The organism is Caballeronia zhejiangensis (assembly GCF_000698575.1).
Classification (GTDB): Bacteria; Pseudomonadota; Gammaproteobacteria; order Burkholderiales; family Burkholderiaceae; genus Caballeronia; species Caballeronia zhejiangensis.
In genome coordinates this window covers 1-24,656 of the sequence record NZ_JFHD01000060.1, presented here as the reverse complement: position 1 = coordinate 24,656, position 24,656 = coordinate 1, and the positions used below count along the sequence as shown (strand labels likewise).

Sequence of the window (24,656 nt, the reverse complement as noted above, 5' to 3'; positions counted from 1 at the left end):
CCGTCTCATCGCACCACACGCCAAACGGGTTCAGCACCAAATAGCTCCGGCCCGCTTCGCGGCCGACCGGTCAATCGGGGAGGCACGCGCTTCGCTCCTAACATCTTTAGCACACTGCGCGCGCAAACCGATGGTTTCCCTTGCAGACCCAGCGGCAGCGCGTAGCGCTGTGCCGATGCTGTTTCGTGCTGAACCAGTGTCCTTGGAAAACTAGCTCGTCAGACCGTGCGCGATCCAAGCCCGATTAGGTGTTTGAGGGCACTCTTTAGGCGAGTGCCCCCTGTGACGAGAGGACTACCCAAATTGCGTGTGACCGCGGGCCTGAAAAGCTGCTTTCTTTGCCTACTTTCTTTGCAGCAGCAAAGAAAGTAGGTGCCGCCCCGCACAGGGGCAGTGCAAATAGACCGACGCGAAGACAGGATTTCATGAAGGCGCAGATCCACGCGCTGGGAAATCGGCTCGAACACTGCCCCCGATCCGAAGGCATCTGGCTCGCTTAGTGCCGAAAGCATCACCGCTACGGGTTATTCCCGATCTCCCGCTGCCGCATCGCTTGCTGCACTGCAACGGCGCTCGCGAGCGCTCCACCACTCGCCTTCCCAACGCTCAAAGGCGCGCGAATTGCGCCGCATTGCGGCAAACCCCACCCCACCTCGCGCCTTGACTTTCGCCGAACCGAATACGATCATTCGATCATCGAACGAGCAAATGTTCACTCAAACCGCCTTGACCGCCGCCGTCGTGGCGCCAAAGCGACCAGCCGCCCGCGAAGAACGGGCGCGCCGCCATTCAGAGGAAGAGACGACATGACGAACGAAGCCAACGTGATCCTGCACATCGGCGCCGGGTCTTTTCATCGCGCGCACCAGGCGTGGTATCTGCATCGACTGAACGAGTCGGGCGACAAAAGCTGGTCGCTCGCGGTCGGCAATATTCGCGGCGACATGAACGCCGTGCTCGATGCCCTCGCCGCGCAGAACGGCGAATACACGCTCGAAACGGTCACGCCGAAGGGCGAGCGCGAATACGAGACGATCCGCGCGATCAAAAAGGTCGTGCCGTGGTCCGCGGATCTCGCCGAACTCGTCGCCGTGGGCGCGGACCCGAAGACGAAGATCGTGTCGTTCACCGTCACCGAAGGTGGCTATTACCTCGACGAGCACGACAAGCTCGACACCGCGAACCCCGATCTCGCCGCCGACCTCAAGGGCGCAAAAACCACGATCTACGGCGCGCTCGCCGCGATCCTCGATGCGCGCATGAAGAATGGCGGGGGCCAGGTATCGCTGCAGAACTGCGACAACCTGCGCAGCAACGGCGACCGCTTCAAGGCGGGCATGCTCGAATTTCTCGAACGGCGCGGCGAGACCGCGCTGCGCGAGTGGATGATCGCGAACACGTCGTGTCCGAACGCGATGGTCGATCGCATCACGCCGCGCCCGACGCCCGACGTCGCCGAACGCGTGAAGGCCGCGACCGGCTTCGACGACAAAGCGCCCGTGATGGGAGAAAAGTTCATCCAGTGGGTGATCGAAGACAGCTTCATCGCCGGGCGGCCCGCGTGGGAGCAGGTCGGCGCGGAGATGGTCGAATCGGTGCATCCGTATGAGGAGGCGAAAATCCGCATCCTCAATGCGAGCCATAGCTGCATTGCGTGGGCGGGCACGCTCGTCGGGCTGCAATACATTCACGAAGGCACGCAGGATATGGAAATCCGCGCGCTCGCCGACGCCTACGTCACCGACGACGTGATTCCCTGCCTCACGCCGAGCCCGATCGATCTCGAGAAATATCGCGATGTCGTGCTCGACCGCTTCAGCAATCCGTACATCAAGGACACGAACCAGCGCGTCGCGGCGGATGGCTTCTCGAAGCTGCCGGGCTTCATCGCGCCGACGCTCTCGGAATGCTTCGCGCGCAAGGTCGATCCCGATTCGACCGCGATCCTGCCTGCGCTCTTCTTCCGCTTTCTCGAACGCTGGCACGAGGGCAAGCTGCCGTATGCGTATCAGGATGGCGTGATGGATCCGGAGGTGGCGCACGGCTTCTTCACGTCGCCCGATCCGGTCAAGGCCTTCACGAGCGACAAGCTCCTGTGGGGCAGCATGGCGCAGACCGAAGGCCTCGAACGCGTGATGCGCAGCGCGATTGCGAAAGTCGATGCATGGCTCGCCAATCGGCCGTAGGCGGCAAGCGGCCATAACCGGCCATAAGCGGCCATAAGCGCGCTGTTATCGCCGCGTTAATGGCATCGCGAAACTGCAAGCCGCGCCGCTCGGGTAATGTGCTCATGGCGCGGCGTCGCGCGTGGCGTTAAATTAGCGCCTCCCGCCGATATGGCGTCCCGCCTGGTTTCTGACCAAGTTCGATTCCGGCAACGACAAAGGGTCCGTTCATGTACTTAGGCATCGACCTCGGCACCTCCGAAGTGAAAGTGCTGCTGCTCGCGAGCGACGGCAGCGTCGTCGGCACGGCCGGCACGCCGTTCACCGTTTCGCGTCCGAAGCCGCGCTGGTCGGAGCAGAATCCGCTCGACTGGTGGGAAGGCACGCGCGCCGCGCTCTTCAAGCTGCGCGAGAAATTCCCCGATGAGTTCGCGCAGGTGCGCGGCATCGGTCTGTCCGGTCAGATGCACGGCGCCGTGCTGCTCGATTCGCAGGACAAGGTGCTGCGTCCCGCGATCCTGTGGAACGACATGCGCAGCGACAAGGAATGCGCCGAGCTCTACGAGCGCGCGCCGAACCTGCACGAGATCGCCGGCAATCTGGCGATGCCTGGCTTCACCGCGCCGAAGCTGCTCTGGGTCGCGCACAACGAACCCGATGTCTTCCGTCAGACCGCGTGCGTGCTGTTGCCGAAGGATTATCTGCGGATGCATCTGACGGGCACGAAAGTGTCCGATCCATCCGATGCCGCGGGCACGCTCTGGCTCGATGTCGCGCGCCGCGACTGGTCCGACGAGTTGCTTGCCGCGTGCAGCATGTCGCGCCGGCAGATGCCGTCGCTCGCGGAAGGCAGCGCGCCCTCGGGCACCTTGCGGCCCGAGCTCGCGCGCGAATTCGGCTTGCGCGAAGGCGTGATCGTCGCGGCGGGCGGCGGCGACAATGCCGCGAGCGCGGTGGGCATCGGCGCGACCGATCCGGGCGATGGTTTTCTGTCGCTGGGCACATCGGGTGTGCTGTGCGTCATCGGCGATCGCTTTCGGCCGAACCCGGCTTCGGCCGTCCACGCGTTCTGTCACGCGATTCCGGATCGGTGGCATCAGATGAGCGTGGTGCTGTCGGCGGCAAGCTGTTTGCGCTGGGTGTGCAAGCTGACATCGACGGATGAGCCGACGCTGCTCGCGGAAATCGAATCTTTGCCTGTCGATGTTTTGTCGTCTGCGCCGTTGTTTTTGCCGTATCTGAGTGGTGAGCGCACGCCGCACAACGATCCGTATGCGCAGGGCGTGTTCTTCGGCATGACGCACGCGACCGATCGCGCGTTGCTCGGCTATTCGGTGCTCGAAGGCGTGACGCTCTCCTTGACCGATGGCCTCGATGCGCTTCAATCCGCGGGCACGCAGGCGCGCGCGCTATCGATGCTCGGGGGCGGTGCACGTAGCGCGTATTGGGCGCAGATGTTCGCCGATGCCTTCGATACCCCGACGCGCACGCACGGCGGCGGCGAGACCGGCGCGGCGCTCGGCGCGGCACGGCTCGGGTGGCTTGCGGCGGGCGGCGATCCGGCGACGGTGCTCGCGAAGCCCGAGATCAAGCAGGAATTCACGCCGAATTCCGAACGGCATGCGTTGCTGCGGCAGCGGTTGAAGGGGTTTCGGGAGCTGTATCAGCATGTGAGGCCGTTGTTCGATTCGGCGCGGCCGCGGTTGGCTTGATTTTGTATTGGTATTGAGCTTCTATGAAGCGTGTGGGCGGTGCGGGGTTTGGCGCTTTTTTTCTCTTCGCCGGATCCCGTTTTCGTGTCGGTCTATTAGCGTTGCCCCTGTGCGGGGCGGCAGTCACTTTCTTTGCTGCTGCAAAGAAAGTAACCAAAGAAAGCAGCTCGACACGCCCGCGGTCACACGCAATTTGGGTAGTTCTCTCGTCCTCGGTGGCACTCGCCTAAGTGTCGCCCTCAAAGGACCAATCGGGCTTGGATCGCGCACGGTCTGACGAGCTGGTTTTAGATGGCCGCTGGTTCAGCACGAAAGAGCTTCGGCACAGCGCTACGCGCTGCCGTTGGGTATGCAAGGGAAACCAAAGGGCGGCGATTGCAGCGGGACGGAGACGTTAGTAGAGAAGCACGCGCGGACCCGATTGACCGGTCGGCCGCGAAGCGGGCCGGAGCTATTTGGTGCTGAACCAGTTTGGTGTGTGGTGCGATGAGACAGACCGTGCGCGAGCCAAGCCCGATGGGGCCTATGAGGGCACTCTTTAGGCAGCCCACGATGGACGAGAGGACTACCCAAATTGCGTGTGACCGCGGGCGTATCAGTAGCTGCTTTCTTTGCTTACTTTCTTTGCAGCAGCAAAGAAAGTGACTGCCGCCCCGCACAGGGGCAGTGCTAATAGACCGACACGTAATCAGGATTCCACGACAAACACCCTCGCCAGAAAGCGAAAATCAAAAACCAAGAACCGAAAACCAAACCCCCAGTGCCCAAATCCACTGAAAAACTCGATCTCGCAACGCGCGCAGCGTGGCTCTACTACGTCGCCGGCAACACCCAAAACGAGATCGCCGAAAAGCTCCAGATCTCGCGTCCGGTGGCGCAGCGCCTCGTCGCCTTCGCGGTCGAAAAAAACCTGATCCGCGTGCGCGTCGATCACCGCATCGCCGATTGTCTTTCGCTCGCCAAAGCGCTGAGCGACCGCTACGGCCTCGCGATGTGCGAAGTCGTGCCCATCGACGGCGATGCGCCCGAACAGGTCGACCGCAAGCTCGCCGTCGCCGGCGCGCAGGTCATGGAGCGCTATCTGCTCGAAGAAAAGCCGCTCGTCGTGTCGATCGGCAGCGGGCGCACGCTGAAAGCCTGCGTCGCGCAGATCGGACAGATCGACCGGCCGCAGCATCGTTTCGTGTCGATGGTCGGCGCAATCGCGCAGGACGGCTCGTCGAATCGTTACGACGTCGCGCAGCAGCTATCGGAAAAGACCGGCGGCAAGCACTTCATGCTGCCCGCGCCGCTCATGGCAGATAACGTCGCCGAGCGCGCGCAGTGGGTCAATCACCGGCTGTATCGCATCGTCGGCGAACTCGCGCAGAAGGCGGACGTGGCGTTCGTCGGCATCGGCAACGTGGGCGTGAATTGCCCGCTGCACGAGGACGGCTTCATCACGCGCGCGGAAGTCGATGAAATGATGTCGGCAGGCGCGGTCGCCGAATGGCTCGGCCTGCCGATCGATGCAGACGGCCGCCGCGTGCAATCGAAGACCGGCGCGCGCGCGACGAGCCTCGCGCTCGACTCGCCGCCCAAACGTCCGACCATCGGCTTCGCGGGCGGCGAGCGCAAGCGCGAAGCACTGGTCGCGGCGTTGAAGGGAAAGTGGCTGTCGGGGCTCGTCACCGATGAACTGTGCGCGAAGGCCGCGCTCGAAGCCTGACGGCTCAGAAGTCGATTTCCGCTTCCACTTCCTGTCCGATCTCCAGCGCAACGCCCTCGCCTTCCAGAACGATCGCGTTCTTGCCGAAGGTGAGCGCGCCGTCGAACTGGTCGCTGCCACGGTACGCGCTCATCGTGTCGAGCGGTTCGTGCGGCCATGCCGGGTTCGGCGCGCCCGTCGCCTGATCGATCGACGGAATCGGACAGCGCGTGCAGAGCTTCACGAGCCGCAATTGCGCATCGCCGATCCGCATTTCGCCGACGTAGTCCTCTTCGTAAGCATCGAGTCCACCGATCACGAGGTTCGGGCGGAAGCGATTCGCCGCGATGCCCGGCGCGCCTTTGGCCGACAGCCGCGCGTTGAGATCGTCGAGCGATGCCTGACCGACGACCAGCAACGGAAACTGATCCGCGAAACGCGTGTGCGTGGATTGCGGCGCGGTCCATTTATCGCTGACATCGCGGCGGGATGCCGGTGCGAATCGCGTGAGCCGCGCGGATACGCCGAGGAACGTGCTGAACCAGTGCGCGGCTTGTTCGCCCGCGTCGAGCGCATCGACGGTGTCGCGCCAGACGGTCGCGCGAATCGGCTTCGCATCGGCGAGCGCTTCGGCGCGCAAGGGCGTGCGCAGGGTCGGCATGCCGGGCGCGTCGATGACGAGATCATCGGCATCGAACGCGGTGCGGACCAGCGCCATGCGCGGATGCGAGCGTTGCGTGAACATGGCGCCGGCGGTGTCGATCACCATCCAGTGGCGGTCGTATTCGAGGCCGGTCTCGAAGAGCGTCGCGCGGCGCAGTGAAATGCCCGCGCAGGACTTGATCGGATAGACGAAGATTTCGTTCAGGACGGGCATGGCGGTATGGGGGTTCGGCGCCGGTCATCGGATGTGGCCGGTCGAAAGCCGAGATTATCGCGCATCGCCCGATACGGGTACGGTTTTACGACGCCCTCATCATCGCTGCGGCAAGTTCCAGCCCTAGCTTGTATTCGGGCGAACGCGGGCCGGCTTCGATGAGCGCATCGATCCTGTTCGTGTCGAGATTGGCATCGCCGGCGAAGAGCAGCCTGCGGATGGCGCCGATCGCCAGGCCGACTGTCTGATCGATGACGGGCGCGTCGAGTGCATCGTACGAAATCGTCGATGCGCTCATGTATTCCGGCGTTGCGAGGAACGGAACGACCAGCTGGCCGGACAGCCCGTCGAAGTGCAGCCAGTGCCTGAAAAGCATGTCGACCGGCACGGCCTGGTCTTCCGACGCTGAATACAGCGTACGAAGTTTCTGCTTTCCCTTCGGCGTGACAACGTACGCCGCCGCACAAAACGCGTAGGTTGCCCTCGCGTCGAACAAACTGACATTGTCGAAATAGTGACGGCCATCGCCGAGCAATTGCGGATTCGCGCGGCCGTTCATGCGCTTCTCCGCCTCCAGCAGCAGAAGGGACACGCGGTCGAATACGGGTGCGCAATCGAGGAACATCAGGTCGAGGTCGGGATTGTTGCCGATGTGCGCCGCGAGTATTTGATCGTTGATGAGCGTCGGAAAGAGCGGGCTCAGTTCCACGTCGTCTTCCAGCACGACGGTGGCGGTGTCGGCGGAGGAGTTGAGGATCACCCGTTCGTGCGATTGCCGACATGCCCAGACGCAGTTCTTGCCCGCGTTGTCGAACGGTCCTTGGGCGATGCCGTCAACCGCGGGGAAACGCACGATTCGATCCTGATAGCCGATGCTCGCCAGTTGCGTCTCCATCGACTTGCGCCGATCCTGACTCCGATCCAGATTGATGAAATAGCCGTCGAAACGCACTGCTTCTCCTTGTCGCGTCAGGTGCATAAATGTGCACGACATGCTAGCGGCTCGCTGTCGTGATTTGATTAGGAGGAAGCCGAGAGAAACAAGGTTTTGACGCGGATCATCGATTTGCAGGCAACTCAAATGATTAATCGATGCGCTGGTTCCTTTTGAGCGACATTGGGACGTAAGCTACGCGCCGACTTTATTCCTTCACTATTAGTAATGCCAAAAATATCAATCGTCGTTCCAACCTATAACACCTAATCGCATATCGTCGAAACGTTGAAATCGTTGCTCAATCAGGACGCCGACTTCGAAATCCTCGTTCTCGACGACGCCAGCACCGACGACACGCTCTCACTCGTTCGAAGCCTGAACGACGAGCGCATCCGCATCTTCCCGCTCGAGCACAATCAGGGCCGCCCTGCCAACGCCAATCGCGGTTTCGATCTGTGCCGGGGCGAATACATCGCGCGCATCGATCACGACGATCTGGCCGAACCGGGGCGTCTCCGAAAACAGGCAGATTTTCTCGATGCGAATCCGGATGTGACCGTGGTCGGCTCTCAGATCAGGCTCTTTGGCGACGAAGAATCCATAACCGACTTTCCGCTCGACGATGCGACCATCAAAGGCCGCTTTCTTCTCGGAGCGGCTTATCTAGCCAATCCGAGCACCATGTTCCGGCGCGCGTTCATTCAGAAACACGCTATCCGCTACGACCCGAATCTCGATATCGTCGATGCCCTGATCAAGCTGCACCGATCCGTAGGCGTTGCCATCTCCGATATCGATATGACTTGGGGCGCAAGCCGCGTCGAGCTAGAAGGCCGGTTGCTGGGAATGCTCAACGAAGTCGTAAAGGCCCGCGAGCAAGTCTATCCGCGCAGTCCGGAGCACATTGCGCTTTGCACCGAAGCCCTTTGGAAAGGTGTCAGGTCGAATAACGCGGCATAAAACGAAAAAGCGCGGTCCCGACGAACCGCGCCCGCAACACCCGAGGAACGCTCAAGCCGCCGTCGCGTGCTCCCGCAGCCACGAATCGACCACCTTGCGCGTAAACGCCTGCCCTTCCGCGTTGAACAGATGACAATGCTCAGGCGACGCGCCGAGCTTCAGCTTCTCGCCACGCGCGTGCTTCTCCAGCGGCGGAATGCGCGAGATCAATCCATCCGGCGCGACTTCGGTTTCCGCGTACAGATACGCCGCATCGCCGAGCGTCTCGACGGTCATCGCCGTCGCGGAGAGACCGTAATCGCCCGCTTCCGGCGAATTCGGCTGCAGATGCTCCGGACGAACGCCGACCGTCACCGCATCGCCCGGCTTCGCATTGCCCGGCAGCACGCCGACGAGTTGCGTCTCGCCCGTCGCGTACTTCACGAGGACGCCGTCGTTCTGCACCGCGGCGACGGTGCCCGACAAAAAGTTCATCTTCGGCGAGCCGATGAAGCCCGCCACGAACCGGTTCGCCGGCGCGTGATAAAGCGTGTTCGGCGTGCCGACCTGCTCGATGTTCCCCGCCGACAGCACCACGATCTTGTCCGCGAGCGTCATCGCTTCGACCTGATCGTGCGTCACGTAGATCATCGTCGTCTTGAGATCGTCGTGCAGGCGCGCGAATTCCAGGCGCATCTTCACGCGCAGCGCGGCGTCGAGGTTCGAGAGCGGCTCGTCGAAGAGGAACACCTTCGGCTTGCGCGTGATCGCGCGCCCGATCGCGACGCGCTGACGCTGGCCGCCCGAAAGCTGCTTGGGCTTCCGATCGAGCAGATGATCGATGTGCAGAATCTTCGCGGCGTTCTTCACGGCGGCGTCGATCGCGGGCTTCTTCTCGCCCGCGAGCTTGAGGCCGAACGCCATGTTGTCGTACAGCGTCATGTGCGGATAAAGCGCGTACGACTGGAACACCATCGCGATGCCGCGCTTCGCGGGCGCGAGCTCATTCACGCGCGCATTGTCGATCATCAGGTCGCCGCCGCTGATGTCTTCGAGGCCGGCGATCATCCGCATCAACGTCGACTTGCCGCAGCCCGACGGGCCCACGAACACGACGAACTCGCCGTCGTTGATATCGAGGTTGATGTTGCGCATCACCTCGGTTTCTTCATAACGCTTGCTGATGTTGCGCAGTGTCAGGCTAGCCATGGTGTGTGTCTCCAGTCTTCATTGGCGATGCGATCAAACGCCATCGCTATCTGAGTTCGAACGTCGCGTTCTGCAGCCATTGCTCGACGAGCGCAGGCAGTCGCGTCATGTCGTCGAATACCGCCTGCGCGCCCGCTTTTTCGAGCGCGCCGATCTGCCCTTCGGTCGCGTGTCCGCCGCCGATGAAGCCGAGCACCGGCATGCCCGCCGCGCGCGCCGCCGTCACGCCGGTCACGCTGTCTTCGACGACGAGGCAGCGCAGCGGATCGATGCGCATCGCGCGCGCCGCCGCGAGATACACGTCCGGCGCGGGCTTCGGATTCGCGACCATGTCCGCGCAGAAACGCCGCTCGCCGAAAAAGCGCAGCAGACCCGTGCGCTGCAGCACGGCATCGACATACGTCGAGAAGCTGTTGCTCGCGCACGCCTTCGTGAAGGGCACGGCCGCGAGCGCCTCGGCGATGCCCGGCACGGTCGGCGCCTGCATCGCCGCGGCTTCGACGGCCCGCCGGATGGCGACGACCTGATCGTGCGTCAGCGTCCGGTTCACCGTATCGGCGGCGCTGGCGAGCACGGCCTCGATGCGCAGGCCGAGCAGCGGCATCACGACCGGCTCGACATCGACGCCCGGCCACAGCGCCTGCAACTCGGCGACGAGCACGCGCGCCGCCACCGTTTCGCTGTCGATCAGCACGCCGTCGCAATCGCAGATCAGCAGGCGATCTTCGAGATTGGCGTCTCGGGATGGAGTGAGATTCACGAGTGCGTCCTCACTTCACCGCGCCAAACGTAAGGCCGCGCACCAGTTGCTTCTGCGAGACCCAGCCGACGATCAGAATCGGCGCGACCGCGAGCAACGAAGCCGCCGAGAGCTTGGCCCAGAACAAGCCTTCCGGACTCGAATACGACGCGATGAACACCGTCAGCGGCGCCGCGTTCGAGCTCGACAGGTTGATGCTCCAGAACGCCTCGTTCCACGACAGGATGATGAGCAAGAGCCCCGTCGATGCGAGACCGGGCAACGCCATCGGCATCAGCAGATAGACGATTTCCTGCCACGTCGTCGCGCCGTCGATGCGGCCCGCTTCCAGAATGTCCTTCGGCACTTCGTTGAAGTACGTGTAGGCCATCCATACGGCGATCGGCAGATTGATGAGCGTGTACACGATCACGAGGCCGGACACGGTATCGAGCAGGCCCGTGTTCTTCCACAGCAGATAGATCGGCACGAGCACGCCGACCGACGGCATCATCTTCGTCGACAGCATCCACAGCAGCACCGACTGCGTCTTCTTGGTCGGAAAGAAGGCCATCGCGTAGGCGCACGGCACGGCGAGGATCAGGCAGAGCACCGTGACGCCGACCGAGATCAGCACCGAATTCCACGCGAAACCGAAGTAATTGCTGCGCGCGAACACTTCGCGGAAGCTCTCCAGCGTCGGCGTGAAGAACAGCGACGACGAGTACGCCTGCTGCTCGGTCTTGAACGCGGTGATCGTCATCCAGAAGATCGGGAAGAACAGCAGGATCGACACGATCCACGCGACGATGCCAGGCACGATGTTCTTCGCATGGCCGAGCGCGGAAGTCCGCGGCGGAACATTGACCGATTGCGTGCTCATGACTCGTACTCCCCTTTGAGGTTCTTCGCGAGCATTCTCACGAGGAAGAACGCGACGATATTGGCGAGAATCACCGCGAGAATGCCGCCCGCCGATGCAAGGCCGACGTCGAACTGCTGCAGGCCGAGCGCGTAGATCAGGTACGACAGATTCGTCGTCGCGGTGCCGGGACCGCCGCCCGTCGTCGTATAGATTTCCGCGAAAATCGACAGCAGGAAGATGGTTTCCATCATCACGACCACGGCCACCGCGCGCTTCAAATGCGGCAGCGTGATGAAGAAGAACATCGCGAACGGACCCGCGCCGTCGATGCGCGCCGCTTCCTTCTGCTCCTGATCGAGCGACTGGATCGCCGTGAAGAGAATCAGGAAGGCGAACGGCAGCCACTGCCACGCGACGATCACGATGACCGCGAAAAGCGGATAGTCGGCGAACCAGTCGATCGGTTGCATGCCCATCGAGCGCATCAGGCTCGCGATCAGGCCGTACACCGGATGCAGGATCATGTTCTTCCAGATGAGCGCGGAGACCGTCGGCATCACGAAGAACGGCGCGATCACGAGCAGACGCGCGATGCCCTGTCCGAAGAACTTGCGATCGAACAGCACGGCAAGCAGCACGCCGCCTACGACCGTGATGACGAGCACCGACACGATCAGCGTCAGCGTATGTCCGATGGACGGCCCGAACGCGGGATCGGTGACGAGAAACTCGAAGTTATCGAAGCCCGCGAAACCTTTGACATCGGGATTCAGCAGGTTGTAGCGCGAAAACGAGAACCAGATCGTCATCGCGAGCGGAATGGCCATCCACAGGAAGAGCAGTCCGGTCGACGGCGAGATCAGCCATCGCACCGACTTCGCGCGGCGCTTGTCGCGTTCGGCGGCGGACTCCTCCAGATGATGATCGGTGATGGGGGGATTCAGTTGACTCATCGTGTCACCTCTCGATGATGCTTCCCGGGCCGCATCAGGCGACGCGGCCCGTTACCACAGGAATTACTTCTGATAGCCCGCTTGCTTCACGGCGCGATCCGCCGCGGCATTCGCGGCCTTCAACGCCTGATCGACGCTCGTCTGTCCGGCGACGACGCCCGCGATCGACTGGCCGACCACCGTGCCGAACGACTGGAACTCCGGAATGCCGACGAACTGGATGCCGCTATACGGCACCTTGTGCAGCGTCGCATCGTTCGGATCGGCGGTTTCGATCGCCTTCAGCACGAAGTCGCCGAAGGGCGCGGCCTGCTTGTACTCGGGGCGCGCGTAGGTCGACTTGCGCGTGCCCGGCGGCACCGATGCCCAGCCTTCGTCCTTGCCGACCATCTCGATGTATTCCTTCGACGTCGCCCACGCGGCGAACTTCTTCGCGGCTTCCTGCTGCTTCGACGTCTTCGGGATCGCGAGCGACCACGACCACAGCCAGTGCGAGCCCTTCGGCGTGACGGCGACGGGCGCGGCCGCGAAGCCGATCTTGTCCGACACCTGCGATTGCGACTTGTTGTAGAGCATGCCTGCCGCGACCGTCGCATCGATCCACATCGCGCACTTGCCGGACGACATCAGCGTGAGGTTCTCGTTGAAGCCGTTCGAGCTCGCTCCCGGCGGGCCGTCGTTCTTCAGCAGATCGGCGTAGAAGCCGACTGCCTTCTTCCATTCGGGCGTGTCGAGCTGCGCCTGCCACTTCTCGTTGAACCACTCGCCGCCGAACGTGTTCACGACCGTCGACACGTACGCCATGTTCTCGCCCCAGCCCGCCTTGCCGCGCAGGCAGATGCCGTACTGGCCTTTGGACTTGTCGGTGAGCTTGTCGGCGAACTGCTTGATCTGGTCGTAGGTCGGCTGATCGGGCATCTTCAGTCCCGCGGCCTGGAACAGATCCTTGCGGTAGTACGTCATCGAACTTTCGACGTAGAACGGCAGCGCATACAGCACGCCGCCCGACGAGAGGCCGTCACGCGCGGTCTTCACGACATCGTCGAGATCGTAGTTGGCGGGCAGGCCGGTCATCGGCGAGAGCCAGCCGCGCTTGCCCCACTGCGGTGCTTCGTACGTGCCGATGGTGATGACGTCGAACTGGCCGCTGTTGGTCGTGATGTCGGTCGTGGCGCGCTGGCGCAGCACGTTCTCTTCGAGAATCACCCATTTCAGCTGGATGTCCGGATTGGCCTTTTCGAACGCCGGCGCGAGCTTCTTCAGCTCGATCATGTCCGGATTGTTCAGCGTCGCGATGGTGATGGTCGTCGCGGCATGCCCCGACAGCGGCACGAGCGCGGCCGCTGCAAGCGCGACGGACAGCGCCGCGGTCGCGAACGGAGCGCGACGCGCGCGCGGTTGTGCTCGAACGATGCGTTGAGTGCGTTTCATTGAGTTCGTCTCCTTTTTGTTGGCACGGGCGCCGCGATGGTCTCGCTGCATGACGCAAGCGCCGTGGATGCCGCTGCCTGCTTTTGAGGGTGCGCGATCGTGGATCGCGTGGTTGCCGGGGTTATCCTTGTTGCCGCCCTTGCCTTCGCCGACTTGGCGCCATCGACTCGACGCCGTTTCACTATAGACGGTGCTTCCCGCGCTTCAAGCTGCGTGGCGCGCGTGCGGCGCGTCAGCTCATCCAGTTGCCGCCGTCGACATTGAGCGTCTGCGCGGTGATGTAATCCGAATCGGATGACGCCAGAAAGAGCGCCGCGCCCGTCAGATCGTCGGGCACGCCCATGCGTCCAAGCGGCACTTCTTCGCCGACGAGCCGTTTCTTCTCGCCGAGCGGACGATTCTCGTAACGCGCGAAGAGCGCGTCGACTTCCTTCCACATCGGTGTGTCGACGACGCCCGGCGCGATGCCGTTCACGTTGATGCGCTCTTTCGCGAGCGCGAGCGCCGCCGATTGCGTATAGCTGATGACCGCCGCCTTGGTCGCGCAGTAATGCGACACGAGCGCTTCGCCGCGCCGCCCGGCCTGCGATGACATATTGATGATCTTGCCGCCGCGCCCCTGCTCGACCATGCGCTGCGCGACCGCCTGCATCAGAAAGAACATCCCTTTGACGTTGACCGCGAAGAGGCGGTCATAGACGTCCCAGGATTCGTCGAGGATCGGGCGCATGTCGAAAAGCGCCGCGTTGTTGAAGAGAATGTCGATGCCGCCGAAACGTTCGACGGTGCGCGTCACGATGCGTGCGATGTCGTCGCGCTGCGTGACGTCGGCCTTCAGCGCGAGCACGCGGTCGGCCACGTCCGCGAAGCGCTGGGCCATGTCGTCTTCGTTCTTCACATCCACGACGACGACGTTCGCGCCTTCTTCCAGATAGCGCCGCGCAACTGCTTCGCCGATGCCGCTCGCGGCGCCCGTGATGATCGCGACCTTGTCTCTCAATCTCACCGATGTCTCCGATAGTTTTTTGTCCCTCGCGGCGAGCGAACGCTCCGCGAATGAACAATTGCTCTCTGTTTGATCGAATGATCGGCGCTGCGCGTGATCGTGTCAAGGTGTCAACACAGCTTTCGATGCTGCGACGCGCAAACATCGCAAAACCTCGGGAAAACCCCGTCCGGCAAGCGCGCGAGAGCAAAAGGCGTACCGCGGCCGCCGAAAATAAAGCGTGCGCGAATGTGCAACGGAACGTGATACGTTATATCATCGCCCAAACGTCCGACGAGCGGCCCTCGCTCGCGCTTCAACCTTTTGCAGCCACCTCTGCGTGGCCGATATCACATGACCGCATCCGTCGAAAACATGCTGGCGCGCGCCGAAGCGCTCGCTATCGAGCGCGGCGTCGCGCTGACGCCGCTGCGCCGTCAGGTCTACGAACTCGTGCTGAAGGCGCATAAGCCGATCGGCGCCTATGACCTCATCGACGCGATGGAGCCGCAACGCGGCGCGCGCGTGCCGCCGACCACGGTGTATCGCGCGCTGGAGTTTCTCGTCGATAACGGCTTCGTGCATCGCATCGAGTCGAAGAACGCGTTCATCGCGTGTTGCGATGCCGGCAAGCCTCACGAGAGCCAGTTCCTCATCTGCGACGAATGCGGCGCGACGCTCGAAATTCAGGGCCGCGAACTCGCATCGTCGCTGTCGGCGAGCCCGCCCGCGCACGGCTTTCAGGTGCATCACCAGGTCGTGGAGTTGAGCGGGCTGTGCGCCGATTGCCAGCGAAAGCATCGCGATGTCTGAATCGCCGCGTCTCAAGAACATCTCACTTGCAAGGAAATCGATGAAACTCGCGCACGTCCTGACCTGCTTCGCCCTCGCGCTCGGCTTTTGCAGCGCGGCATCGGCACAGACCGCGCGCGTGCCGGTCGTCGCGGCGGAGAACTTTTACGGCGACGTCATTCGCCAGCTCGGCGGCGATCATGTGCAGGTGACGAGCATCCTCAACAATCCGGACGAAGACCCGCATCTCTTCGAAGCCAGTCCCAAGACCGCGCGCGCGTTGCAGCACGCGGCGCTCGTCGTCTATAACGGCGCGGATTACGATCCGTGGATGGACAAGCTGCTCGCGGCATCCAAGAGCAATGGCAAGCGCACGGCGATCGTCGCGGCGAAGCTCGTCGGCAAGAAGGGCGGCGACAATCCGCACCTCTGGTACGACCCGGCGACGATGCCCGTCGTCGCGAAGGCGGTGAGCGCGTATCTCGTGAGCGCGGACCCGTCGCACAAGAGCGATTACGACGCGCGCCTCGCAGCGTTCCTCGATTCGATGAAACCGATCGACGCGACCGTCGCGCAGATGAAGTCGCATTACAAGGGCGTGCCCGTGACGGCGACCGAGCCGGTGTTCGGCTACATGGCCGATGCGATCGGCTTCGAGATGCGCAACCAGCGCTTCCAGCTCGCGTCGATGAACGAGACCGAGCCGAGTCCCGCCGACATCGCCGCGTTCGAGAAGGATCTGCGCGAGCGTCGCGTGCACGTGCTCATCTACAACAGCCAGGCGACGGGCGCGCTGACGAAGCGTCTGCTCGACATCGCGAAGGACGCGCATGTGCCGAGCATCAGCGTGACGGAGACTTTGCCCGCGAAGAAGACGTATCAGCAATGGATGCAGTCGCAGCTCGACTCGCTAGCGGGCGCCTTGCAAGGATGGCAGCGATGAATGCGACGATGCAGCCCGCGCTCGAAGTCGATCGCGTGACGCTCGCGCTCGGCGGGCGCGAGATTCTCAACGACGCGAGTTTCACGGTGAAGAACGGCGAGTTCATCGGCGTGCTCGGGCCGAACGGCGCGGGCAAGACCACGCTGATGCGCGCCCTGCTCGGACTCGTGCCTGTGAAGAGCGGGACGATTCGCGTGAATGGCGAAGCGGTCGTGCGCGGCAATCCGTCGATCGGCTATATGCCGCAGATACGCACGGGTCTCGCGAACCGGCGCGTGCTCGGCCGCGATTTCGTCGCGATGGCCGCGGATGGTCATCACTGGGGACTGCCGCATCGCAATGCCCGCATCCGTGCGGATGTCGAGCGCGTGCTGGAGCTCGTCGGCGCGCATCAGCTTGCTTCGCGTCCGTTGTCGGAGTTGTCGGGCGGCGAGCGCCAGCGTCTTTTGCTCGCGCAGTGTCTGCTCGGCAATCCGCGTCTGTTGCTGCTCGACGAGCCGCTGATCAGCCTCGATCCGCGGCATCAGACGGGGGTCGTCGAACTCGTGCGGCGCGTGCAGCGCGAGTTGAACATCACCGTGCTGTTCTCGGCGCACGAACTCAATCCGCTGCTCAATTCGCTCGACCGCGTGCTTTATCTCGGCAGCGGGCGCGCGGCGCTCGGCACTGTCGATGAAGTCATTTCGAAGCCGGTGCTCTCGCGTCTGTACGGCTCGCCCATCGACGTGATGCGCGTGAACGGCCGCATCTTCGTGATGTCGGGCGATGTCGAAATCGACAAGCTCGATCACGCGCACGAGGAAGGCGGAGAGCACGAGCATGAACACGATCACGGCCATGAGCACGATCACGGCCACAGCCACAGTCACGTCAAATAGAAAGCGCAATGTTCGAATACGACTTCATGGTGAATGCATTCGCGGCGTCAGGGATCGTCGCGGTGCTGTCGGGGATCGTCGGGTATTTTCTCGTGCTGCGCGGACAGACCTTCGCGGGTCACGCGCTATCGCACGTCGGCTTTACCGGCGCGACGGGCGCGGTGCTGCTCGGCATGCCGCCGCTCTGGGGGATGGTCGGATTCACGCTCGCGGCGGGCGTCGGGATGGGTGCGCTCGGCGAGCGGCTCTCGGGCCGCGATGTGGCCATCGGTGTGATTCTTTCTCTCTCGCTCGGGTTCGGGTTGCTGTTTCTGCACTTCTTCACCGCGTATGCGACTCAGGCTACTGCGCTTCTGTTCGGCAACGTGCTTGGCGTGAGTCATGACACGCTGGTCGTGCTTGCCGGGCTCGCTGTCGTCAGCCTCGGTGCGCTTGCGGTCATCATGCGGCCTTTGTTGTTTGCGTCCTTGCAGCCGGAGCTCGCGGAGGCCAAGGGCGTGTCGTTGCGGCTCGTCTCCGTGATGTTTCTCGCGATCACCGCGCTGGCAGTCGCGGCTTGCACGCAGATCGTCGGGGTGCTGCTCGTTTTTGCGTTGATGGTCGGGCCCGCGGCGGCGGCGCAGAACGTCACGACGCGATTGTCGTCAGGGCTCGTGCTTGCGGCGCTGTTTGCACTCGCACAGGCTTGGGTTGGGCTTACGCTCGCCTTCTATACCGATTGGCCTACTAGTTTCTGGATCACTATGCTGGCTGCGGTTGTTTATGGGGCGAGCCTGTTGGGAAAGCGGGGGAATTGATTTCTTCGCTGGAGCCCGGTTTCGTTGATTTCTTCGCCGGATCCAATGTTCATGTCGGCCTAATAGCACTGCCCCTGTGCGGGGCGGCAGTCACTTTCTTTGCCGTCGACCAGAGTTAGCGCTTTAGCGCTTACTCTGGTCCTGCGCAAAGAAAGGATTCGTCCGCGAGACGCTTCCGACCGCAGTTCGGAGCAGCATAGCCGACTCATCTGGATACCCGTGCGTGCGTTCCGACGATCTTTCAAAGAAAAAGTCATGCACACAAGGCAGGATCATGCGCGAGGGCTTGGTTTCTCTGAGGGCATAGGCACTCTTCCACGAACTCTCGCGGGCGGTCAAAGAGCTTGCTACACGTGCTAGGGCCGGTACAGGTAGTGTGTTATGGTCAAGATTGCGTAGGGTAGCTTTGGAAAGTCCTTACGCTGGTTCACCATGATCCCCCCGTTAATGTACGCCTCCGCGAACAGGTTGACTTCATAGTGTGATCCCAGATTGTCCCGGTAAAAGCCCCTCGGCGCATCCCACTGGCAACAGGAGAACCGCAGGCGTTCCCATTTCGCCCAAGTACCGATCCAGTTATCGGTCGCATCGATATGTTTACCTTTGACGTGGTAAGTCGCTTCAAAACCAGGATCATTCGCATTGTTTCCTTCAATCGACCGGCACCCCACGAAAACAATTTCCGGTCGATCCCGTCCCATCTGCTTCAGAAAATCACCACACGCGAGCGGAGGCTCTGCCGTGTCATTGAATGAGGAGCTTGCATGAGTTACAACAGTCGGATCGCTATCCGCCCGCGCAATCGTTGCGAAGATCAAAATACTCAAACTTAACAGCTTCTTCATTTATCAACATCCAACAAAGCCACATACTTCCCGTCTGTATCCGGAAGCCGGTGCGAAATGAGGTAGTTATAGACCAAATTCCAGCGAACGATGTCATGCACGGTCACGCAACCCTCTGACAAGTGACCAATGTGCACGTATCGAGATGAGTTTCCGCGTCCGCCTTCAAGTTCGATGGGAAACCAGACATCGTTCGCTTTGATCCTTCCGGGATAACTATTTCGATATCCCTCGGTACTTACGTTCGCATGAGACCGATCTGGTGACATGATCCGGTGACGTCCCGAAGCGATCGGTGTGTATCCCTCATTCCAGACGCTATTGAGCGTGACTGTAATGGCCTCGCCTCCGACATTCAGCGTGGCCCATTGCTGCCGGAGTCGACCTTTGAACGGTGAGTCTTCTTTACCAAGAGTTCCGTACTTCACCGAGACCGTGTTCGTCGCAACGGTTGGCGGCGTCTTCTTGAAATGCGCTTTTGCGGCACTGCTTTTCATGCTTGCCAATTGACCAACGGCAATTGATCCATCTTGGATTCGGAAGTAGGTGCGCTCGCCATCATCCTTCACCAAAGCAACCTTCGTGTATTCGCAGAGGCTAACCCGGTCACGGGTAGCTTCAATGATTACGTCAATCCAGCCGTGTGTGTCGCCAGGCAAGCGTAGGTAGCGCGTCTCTACGGTCACCGCGTGCGTGCTCGCTTGATTGGCGTTAGTTTGTGCGCGGTGATTCCTCAAGAATTGGACATTCAATCCGGTCATCTCTATACCAAGAGTTCGATTTCGATTTGTAGGGGTGCATTCGTGCGAACGCGTACCGTCTCGCCTGCATCGCTCGTGATGCCCTCGTATGTCGCGCCGTCCGCTGACTTGATGCGAAAGCGTTGATGCGAAATTGGCTGGCCGTCCTCGTCCCGCAACACAATCAACTCGTCGAAGACAGAAGGAGCAATATCCGCTGGCGACGGCGCTCTCGTAGTTAGCGCGTGACCCTTGTCCCCGCCACTCCTTAGAAAGATGCCTGGATTTCTTCCCACGGCAACACGATTTTTACCGCACGGGCAAAGCACTATGTCGCCTTCGACGACCGCACAAAGGCCCTTTTCCTTTATGCCTAGACCGGTGCCATGAATTCTGTGCGCTCCGTTGCAGCTTCCGCACGTCGCTTGATCCTCGCTAAGAGCGACTTTCCGTCTGTCGTCGCTGATCGTCGATGAACCTGCGATGACGTAACCACCTGTGGTTGTTGGATCGCCCTCGCGTATCGCTGCTTTACGCATGGCTCAGCCTTGATCGGAGATTAAAAGGGAATCGTGGCCCGCAATTGACTCGCTGCCATTTATGGGTGTACCGAACGTTAAGCGCGGAGTTATTACGTTTCGATCTCGGTCGTTGAGCTTTAAGCCAACAAACGCGAACAGTGTATTAGCCCATATAGCGACTAGCCCCCTTTCGTCAGCAATGTTGGCTTCGTTTTCATCGCTATACGTGACCGATTTACCGATCGTCGACACTAGGTACGAACGTTCCTGCATATCTCTATCTAAGCCATTGATATGGATAACGAACTTACAGAGTTAAAAGCCAGATTGGAAGAGAACCCAGGTCATTTTGTGTTGACGAACCCGGAGCCTGCATTCTCGAACATATCGGCGCGCGAGCTTGTTTCACACCTGCGCAAACACTGTCGCATTCGATACGGGCCTGCTTTCAGGCAAACATATCTCCCGAGGCAAGCAACCCGGATTGTCGTCCGGCCGCGACAAGCCTGTATCGATCGGGGTCCGCTCTCCTCCAACGCCTTCAGCGGACCGGAACATCAAAAAACCTCACCGACACAAAACCCGCGCATGATGCGCGACATGCTCCCCGACGAAGGTAGAAATGAAGAAATACCCGTGGTCATAGCCTTCATGCCGCCGCACGATCAAACTGTGTCCGGCATCACGCGCATTGCGCTCCAAGACATCCGGATGCAACTGCTCGGCGAGAAACTGATCCGCCAGTCCCTGATCGATGAGAATCCCGCCTTCGAACCGAGCAGCCGCATCGCCGAGAATCAACTCGCTCGCATCGTACTGCGCCCACGCCGAACGATCATCGCCGAGATAGCCAGAAAACGCTTTCACGCCCCACGGACACTGCGACGGCGCCGCAATAGGCGCAAACGCCGACACACTCCGATAAAGATCCGGATTGCGCAACGCGAGCACGAGCGCCCCGTGCCCGCCCATCGAATGCCCGAAGATGCCGATACGATCCTCTCGCACCGGCAACTCCGCGAGAACTGTCTCGCGCAACTCCTGCGTCACATACGAGTACATGCGATAACGCCGCGCCCAAGGCTCGCGCGTTGCATCGACATAAAACCCCGCGCCGACGCCGAAATCCCACGAATCCGTCTCGCCCGGAATATCCGCGCCACGCGGCGAAGTATCCGGCGCAATCAGCGCGATGCCGTGCTCCGCCGCGTAACGTTGCGCGCCCGCCTTGATCGGGAACGTCTCTTCGGTGCAAGTCAGGCCGGCGAGATAAAACAACGCCGGCACCTTCGAAGAAGACGCGGCAGCAGGCAAAAAGACGGAAAAGCGCATCGGCAGGCCGATAGTCTGCGATTCATGCCGATAGATGCGCTGCACGCCATCGAAACAACGATGTTCTTCCACGAGTTCCAGCATCGCGTTTTCCTCGCTCAGTAGCTCAATAGATGACGACGGAACGAATCGACTCGCCCTTCTTCATCAGGTCGAAGCCGTCGTTGATCTGCTCCAGCTTCAGATGATGCGTGATCAGATCGTCGATGTTGATCTTGCCTTCCATGTACCAGTCGACGATCTTCGGCACATCCGTGCGGCCGCGCGCGCCGCCGAACGCCGAGCCCTTCCATTCGCGGCCCGTGACGAGTTGGAACGGACGCGTGCTGATTTCCTGCCCCGCCGCCGCCACGCCGATGATGAACGACTGGCCCCAGCCCTTGTGCGTGCATTCGAGCGCCTGACGCATGAGCGTGGTATTGCCGACGCATTCGAACGAATAATCCGCGCCGCCATCGGTCAATTGCACGATGTGATCGACGACGTTCTCCACTTCCTTCGGGTTGATGAAGTGCGTCATGCCGAACTTCTTCGCGAGCTCGACGCGGCCCGGATTGATATCGACGCCGATGATCTTGTCCGCGCCCACCATCTTCGCGCCCTGTATCACGTTCAGGCCGATGCCGCCCAGCCCGAATACGACGACATTCGCGCCCGCTTCCACCTTCGCCGAATACACGACCGCGCCGACGCCCGTCGTCACGCCGCAACCGATGTAGCAGATCTTGTCGAACGGCGCGTCCTCGCGCACTTTCGCCACCGCGATCTCCGGCACGACGATGTAATTCGAAAACGTCGACGTCCCCATGTAATGGAACAGCGGTTTGCCATCGAGCGAGAAGCGCGAAGTCGCATCGGGCATGAGGCCTTTGCCTTGCGTCGCGCGAATCTTCTGGCAGAGATTGGTCTTGCGCGACAGACAGAACTTGCACTCGCGGCATTCCGGTGTGTAGAGCGGAATGACGTGATCGCCTTTTCGCAACGTGCCGACGCCCGGCCCGACATCGACGACGACGCCCGCGCCTTCATGCCCGAGAATCGCGGGGAAAATGCCTTCCGGATCCGCGCCGGAGAGCGTGTAGTAATCGGTGTGGCAGATGCCCGTCGCCTTCACCTCGATCAGCACTTCACCCGCGCGCGGACCTTCGAGATCGACTTCTTCGATCGTCAACGGCTTGCCGGCTTCCCATGCGATTGCTGCTTTCGTTTTCATCGTCTGACTCCCAAGGTTGTGATTGTTTCAGCGCACGATATTCAGGACTTCGTAGCATGCGCCCATCGTGTGATAGTCCGTCTTGCCCGCCGGGCTTTTCTCGTCGCTGTACTGGCGATTGTCGCGCGTGAGAATGCGATACCACGCACCCCACTTGTGATCGACGAAATGCTCCCAGCTATAAGTCCACAGGCGGTCGTAATCGTTCCAGTAACGCGCGGCAAGCGCCGCGTCGCCATCGCGTTGCGCGCGATCCGCGAGCAGCGCGGCCGCCGCGAACGATTCCGCCTGAACCCAGAAATACTTGTCTTCGTCGTAGAACTTGCCTTCGGTGTCGAAGCCATAGACCATGCCGCCGTGCTCGTGATCCCACGACAATTGCAGCGCGCGATCGAACAGCTCGCGCGCACGCGTGACGTGCCACGCCTCCGGCCGATGACGATCCAGGATCAGCAGCAACTTCGCCCATTCCGTCTGATGCCCAGGCTGAAAGCCCCACGGCCTGAAAATATTGCTGCGATCGCCCTTGTTGTAGTCCCAGTCGATCGACCAGTCCGGCTTGTAGTGTTCCCACACGAGCCCGCCCGCGAGCGCGGCCTGCCGATTCACCATGTTGTCCGCGAGCAGCGCCGCGCGATCGAGATAGCGCGCTTCTCCGGTCGCTTCGAACGCGGCGAGCAGCGCTTCGCACGTATGCATGTTCGCGTTCTGCCCGCGATAGTCGGACACTTGCCAGTCCGCGCTCGCCTCATCCTTGTAAAGGCCGTGCTGCGCGTCCCAGAAGTGCGTCTCCATCAGATGCCAGGTTTCGTCGAGATACGCGCGCGCTTCGTCGAATCCGGCTTCGACCGCCTTCGCATACGCGAGCACGACGAACGCGAGGCCATAGCAATGATTCGTTGCATCCGTGACGTCGCGGCCGTTCAACGTCCACGCATAGCCGCCCGTCTGCGGATTGCGATGAACCTCGCGCAGATATTCGATGCCATGCGCCACGCCGCCGCGATATTCGTCGAGGCCGAAGTGCTTGTAGGCCATCGCATAGTTGAAGACGAAGCGGGTGCTCGACACGAGATGACGCGACGTGCGGTCGTAGATCGTGCCGTCGTTCTTGTAGAAGTGGTAGAAGCCGCCCGCCGGGTCCATGCAGTGCGGATGATAGAAGGTCATCGTGCGCAGCGCGTGATCGAGCAGGAACGCGCGCGAGCGGAAGTCGGGATGTGACGGTGACGGTGCGGGCATGGCTGAGTTCGATGTTGTCGTGACGAAGCGAGCTTCAGTTACCGCTCATATGAAGCGTCGCTTCATACTCCCCGGCGCGCATGGCGTCGGGATCCAAGGTACGCAAGTTTAAGCGGACTCGCGCCCGATCGCGAACCAGTCTTCGGTGCGCCGGTACAGATCGATGAAACGGGCGAGCCGCTGATCGAGCGACGGATTCGGACGCGGCGTCGCGGCGAGCGTCGCCTTCGGTGCGAGCGAAGCGATATCGCCGATGCGCCACTGCCCCGCCGCGATGCCGCCGAGCAGCGCCGCGCCTCGCGTCGCCGCGTTCGGGCAATCGACGGCGCGCAGCTCGACGCGCAATGCATCGGCGAGCAACTGCCGCCAGCGCAGATCGACCGAGCCGCCCCCCGCGAGCAGCATCGCATCGAGCGGCGTGCCGTTGGCGCGAATCGCGTCGAGTCCCGCACGCAATGCGAATGCCACGCCCTCGAACGCGGCGCGCATCATCGTGCCGCGCGTGTCCTCGAGGCCGAGTCCGAGCCAGCCGCCGCGCGCGTTCGGGTTCATCCATGGTGAGCGTTCGCCGCTCAGATACGGCAGAAAACTCACCGATGCACTCGCCGACGCGGCGAAGGCGTCGTCGTAGGCGTCGGGCCACGATGCGTAACCGAGCCAGCCGCGCACCGCTTCCAGCGCGACGCCGACGTTCTGCATCGCCGCCATGCGATACCACGCGCCGTTGGCCGCGCGATACGTGTGCAGGCCGTGCACGGGCGCGGGCGCGTCGGCGCACATGACGACGATCTGCCCGCCGGTGCCGGTGGTGAGGAGCGCGTCGCCATCGGCGCAAAGGCCGCTGCCGAGCGCAG

At 61.8% G+C, this 24,656-nt stretch carries 23 protein-coding genes; 8 read left to right on the top strand and 15 right to left on the bottom strand.

Translation table 11 applies throughout. The features are described from left to right. Positions 1 to 806: 806 nt before the first annotated feature. From dalD to BG60_RS34460, 3 genes are all read left to right on the top strand, one after another. Entirely contained in the window at positions 807 to 2,186 is a 1,380-nt protein-coding gene (gene dalD, locus BG60_RS34470; protein WP_034474393.1) for a D-arabinitol 4-dehydrogenase, read from the top strand. A 209-nt stretch (positions 2,187 to 2,395) separates the two neighbouring features. Further along, entirely contained in the window at positions 2,396 to 3,877 is a 1,482-nt protein-coding gene (gene xylB, locus BG60_RS34465) for a xylulokinase (protein WP_034474392.1), read from the top strand. Positions 3,878 to 4,637: 760 nt separating this feature from the next. Then, on the top strand, positions 4,638 to 5,585 hold the full coding sequence (locus BG60_RS34460; protein ID WP_008351245.1) for a sugar-binding transcriptional regulator: 948 nt from the start codon (positions 4,638 to 4,640) through the stop codon (positions 5,583 to 5,585). Positions 5,586 to 5,589: 4 nt separating this feature from the next. Here the strand turns inward: BG60_RS34460 and BG60_RS34455 are convergent, their stop codons facing one another. Beyond that, a complete protein-coding gene (locus tag BG60_RS34455; protein WP_034474390.1) occupies positions 5,590 to 6,441 on the bottom strand; it encodes an MOSC domain-containing protein in 852 nt (283 codons plus the stop codon). Between the two features lie 85 nt (positions 6,442 to 6,526). Further along, on the bottom strand, positions 6,527 to 7,393 hold the full coding sequence (locus BG60_RS34450) for a glycosyltransferase family 25 protein (protein ID WP_008351247.1): 867 nt from the start codon (positions 7,391 to 7,393) through the stop codon (positions 6,527 to 6,529). 270 nt (positions 7,394 to 7,663) lie between these two features. Between BG60_RS34450 and BG60_RS36565 the strand changes: the two genes are divergently transcribed. After that, positions 7,664 to 8,338, top strand: coding sequence for a glycosyltransferase family 2 protein (locus tag BG60_RS36565; protein ID WP_051996844.1), 675 nt, complete (start codon positions 7,664 to 7,666; stop codon positions 8,336 to 8,338). Between the two features lie 51 nt (positions 8,339 to 8,389). On the opposite strand, the gene BG60_RS34440 is transcribed toward BG60_RS36565, so the two are convergent. The 6 genes from BG60_RS34440 to BG60_RS34415 form a co-directional block, all read right to left on the bottom strand. Beyond that, complete coding sequence (locus BG60_RS34440) at positions 8,390 to 9,526, bottom strand: ABC transporter ATP-binding protein (protein WP_008351252.1); 1,137 nt, start codon at positions 9,524 to 9,526, stop codon at positions 8,390 to 8,392. A 46-nt stretch (positions 9,527 to 9,572) separates the two neighbouring features. Next, positions 9,573 to 10,286, bottom strand: coding sequence for an HAD family hydrolase (locus BG60_RS34435; RefSeq protein ID WP_008351254.1), 714 nt, complete (start codon positions 10,284 to 10,286; stop codon positions 9,573 to 9,575). Between the two features lie 10 nt (positions 10,287 to 10,296). Further along, positions 10,297 to 11,148, bottom strand: coding sequence for a carbohydrate ABC transporter permease (locus BG60_RS34430; protein WP_008351255.1), 852 nt, complete (start codon positions 11,146 to 11,148; stop codon positions 10,297 to 10,299). Continuing rightward, positions 11,145 to 12,083 (bottom strand): carbohydrate ABC transporter permease, encoded by a 939-nt coding sequence (locus tag BG60_RS34425; RefSeq protein WP_008351256.1) that lies wholly within the window; start codon positions 12,081 to 12,083, stop codon positions 11,145 to 11,147. The genes BG60_RS34430 and BG60_RS34425 overlap by 4 nt, the downstream gene beginning before the upstream one ends. 63 nt (positions 12,084 to 12,146) lie before the next feature. Then, positions 12,147 to 13,514 carry an ABC transporter substrate-binding protein gene (locus tag BG60_RS34420; protein WP_034474388.1) on the bottom strand — a complete coding sequence of 456 codons (1,368 nt, stop codon included), beginning with the start codon at positions 13,512 to 13,514 and terminating at the stop codon, positions 12,147 to 12,149. 232 nt (positions 13,515 to 13,746) lie between these two features. Then, the gene (locus BG60_RS34415) at positions 13,747 to 14,520 is read right to left on the bottom strand and encodes an L-iditol 2-dehydrogenase (protein WP_034474387.1); all 774 of its coding nucleotides are present in this window, start codon (positions 14,518 to 14,520) and stop codon (positions 13,747 to 13,749) included. Positions 14,521 to 14,853: 333 nt separating this feature from the next. Here BG60_RS34415 and BG60_RS34410 point away from each other — a divergent pair, with 333 nt between their 5' ends. From BG60_RS34410 to BG60_RS34395, 4 genes are read left to right on the top strand one after another with little or no spacing between them, the layout of a single operon-like run. Continuing rightward, positions 14,854 to 15,312, top strand: coding sequence for a Fur family transcriptional regulator (locus BG60_RS34410; protein WP_008351259.1), 459 nt, complete (start codon positions 14,854 to 14,856; stop codon positions 15,310 to 15,312). Between the two features lie 40 nt (positions 15,313 to 15,352). Next, on the top strand, positions 15,353 to 16,234 hold the full coding sequence (locus tag BG60_RS34405) for a metal ABC transporter solute-binding protein (protein ID WP_051996842.1): 882 nt from the start codon (positions 15,353 to 15,355) through the stop codon (positions 16,232 to 16,234). Beyond that, positions 16,231 to 17,112, top strand: a complete 882-nt coding sequence (locus tag BG60_RS34400) for a metal ABC transporter ATP-binding protein (protein ID WP_008351261.1) — start codon at positions 16,231 to 16,233, stop codon at positions 17,110 to 17,112. Before BG60_RS34405 ends, BG60_RS34400 begins: the two co-directional genes overlap by 4 nt. An 8-nt stretch (positions 17,113 to 17,120) precedes the next feature. After that, entirely contained in the window at positions 17,121 to 17,909 is a 789-nt protein-coding gene (locus BG60_RS34395) for a metal ABC transporter permease (RefSeq protein WP_034474383.1), read from the top strand. Between the two features lie 356 nt (positions 17,910 to 18,265). Here BG60_RS34395 and BG60_RS34390 read toward each other — a convergent pair whose 3' ends face one another. From BG60_RS34390 to BG60_RS34365, 7 genes are all read right to left on the bottom strand, one after another. Continuing rightward, positions 18,266 to 18,754: a DUF4952 domain-containing protein gene (locus BG60_RS34390; protein WP_034474379.1), complete on the bottom strand. Its 489-nt coding sequence runs from the start codon at positions 18,752 to 18,754 to the stop codon at positions 18,266 to 18,268. Continuing rightward, positions 18,751 to 19,515, bottom strand: a complete 765-nt coding sequence (locus BG60_RS34385) for a hypothetical protein (RefSeq protein WP_034474377.1) — start codon at positions 19,513 to 19,515, stop codon at positions 18,751 to 18,753. The genes BG60_RS34390 and BG60_RS34385 overlap by 4 nt, the downstream gene beginning before the upstream one ends. Before the next feature lie 2 nt (positions 19,516 to 19,517). Next, the gene (locus BG60_RS40115; protein ID WP_075583623.1) at positions 19,518 to 20,033 is read right to left on the bottom strand and encodes a PAAR domain-containing protein; all 516 of its coding nucleotides are present in this window, start codon (positions 20,031 to 20,033) and stop codon (positions 19,518 to 19,520) included. A gap of 549 nt (positions 20,034 to 20,582) precedes the next feature. Continuing rightward, positions 20,583 to 21,431 carry an S-formylglutathione hydrolase gene (gene fghA, locus BG60_RS34380; RefSeq protein ID WP_034474375.1) on the bottom strand — a complete coding sequence of 283 codons (849 nt, stop codon included), beginning with the start codon at positions 21,429 to 21,431 and terminating at the stop codon, positions 20,583 to 20,585. Positions 21,432 to 21,453: 22 nt separating this feature from the next. Continuing rightward, the gene (locus tag BG60_RS34375; RefSeq protein ID WP_008351283.1) at positions 21,454 to 22,560 is read right to left on the bottom strand and encodes an S-(hydroxymethyl)glutathione dehydrogenase/class III alcohol dehydrogenase; all 1,107 of its coding nucleotides are present in this window, start codon (positions 22,558 to 22,560) and stop codon (positions 21,454 to 21,456) included. A gap of 27 nt (positions 22,561 to 22,587) precedes the next feature. Further along, entirely contained in the window at positions 22,588 to 23,802 is a 1,215-nt protein-coding gene (locus BG60_RS34370) for an AGE family epimerase/isomerase (protein WP_034474373.1), read from the bottom strand. 108 nt (positions 23,803 to 23,910) lie between these two features. Then, on the bottom strand, positions 23,911 to 24,656 hold a 746-nt coding region (locus tag BG60_RS34365), incomplete at its 5' end, for an FGGY-family carbohydrate kinase (protein ID WP_034474371.1).